A 1,686-nucleotide genomic window follows, 5' to 3' on the forward strand; every position below is an offset into this window, starting at 1 on the left:
GATGGGCGAGTCCCTCAACCTGCAAAACCGGGTCACGGACGCCATCCACATGGACCCGACGCTCACCCCGCACCGGATGGACCAGCGCACCGGCCGCGGCCACCGATGGGGCAACCAGAACGCCGAGATCGGCATCCACCTCATGGGCACCCGCCACACCCTCGACGGTTGGGAATACGGCATCCTCACCTCCAAGGTCGCCGGCTCCCGCGTCGCGATGAGCCGCAGCGTCCATCAGGCCCTGCTGCTGGAAATCGACGAGGTCGAGGCCGACTTCGGCACCATGCAGGCAGAACTGTCCGGCAACGTCTACCTGCGCCAGCTGTTCGACACCCGCGGCCAGCTCGCCGCCCTCTCCTCCGACCAGCGCATCACTGCCGGACAGCGCCTGACCACCCGCACCCTGCTGGCCCAGAAACACCAACAGGCACGCCGCCTGCGCACCGCCCTGCCCCTGCGCGCCGCGGCCCTGGGCCGCATCCGGCCCACCACCGGCGACGACTTCACCCTGACCATCGCCGCCGTCACCTACGACCGCTACACCCCCGGCGCCCGCGCCCTGCGCACCGCCGCGGTCCAGGCGCTCACCGCGCATGCCTCCCGGGGATCGCCGCCGCCTCCGGTCAGCGGGCATTTCGGCGGCCTCGACCTGGCCATCGAGACCACCGCTGCCTCCCAAGAACTCACCGTCAGCCTGCACTTCCCCGACCTGCCCGGCAGCCTGATCCGGCTGGCCCCCCAGGACCTGCAGGACGACCCCGGCGGCGAAAGCCTCATCCGCCGCCTGCGCCACGCCCTGGAGGCAGCCCCGCAGCTGCACGAGAGCGAAACTGCCGAGCTCCCCCGCCTCGAGTACGAGATCGCACAGCTGGAGAGCGCAGAATCCAGCGACGTCGACTACGAAGCCCTCATCGAACACACCCTGGGACGGCTCTCCCACCTGGAGTCGATCGTCTCCGCCTGCGCCGAACTCGACAAACTCCCCGACCCCAGCCAGGACAGCGCAGAGCTGCACGCCGAGCGCAGCCACCGCCAGCGCGCCCTCGACCAGGCCGTGGCGCTGCTGGAGGACTACGACCAGACCGCCGCCACCGTCGCCGCCCTGACCCGGCCCGTCCAGCACGCCCTGCAGGCCGGGGCCGGACTCGACAGCATGACCGTGGAGGCGATGGACCAGCTCGCCGGCCAGATCGAATCCGGCCGCAGCCAGGACCCCGCCGGCGACCTGGACTTCCTCGCCGAACAACTGGAGGCCGAGGCCGACGTGGTAGAAGACAACGGCTCCGCTGAGCAGCCGCAGGAGGCCGCGGCACACCTGCGTCACGCAGCCGACCTCGCCCGAACCCGGGCCCAGCAGCTCCCGGCGCCCGCACCTCCTGCACAGGAGAGCGCCGCACCGCCACCCCCTGCTGCAGAGCCCGCGGAGCAACAGGCCCTGCTCGCCCAGGCCCGGGAACTCTCCCGCACCCTGGACGATGAGGACCTGCCCACGGCCCAGCGCGATCAGGCCGAAGCGCGCCTGAAGGAACTGATGCGCCAGCGGCGCCTGTTCTTGGGCAAGCCCGAACCCGAAGACCTCGACGATCCGCAAGAGCGCCGCCGGGCCCTGGCCGAACGCGACTGCCGCCAGGCACAAGCCCGGGCCACGCACTACCAGGAGAAGGCAGCCGCCCTGCACGGCGAGGC

General features: G+C 71.6%; 1 protein-coding gene. It reads left to right on the plus strand.

Features of this window, described 5'->3' with window-relative positions; translation table 11 throughout:
* Window positions 1–1,686 (plus strand): hypothetical protein (locus ACFWZ5_RS46340; RefSeq protein ID WP_384893323.1); only part of this gene is annotated, 1,686 nt, incomplete at both ends.

It is taken from the genome of Streptomyces sp. NPDC059003 (assembly GCF_042740445.1).
Lineage (GTDB): Bacteria > Actinomycetota > Actinomycetes > Streptomycetales > Streptomycetaceae > Streptomyces.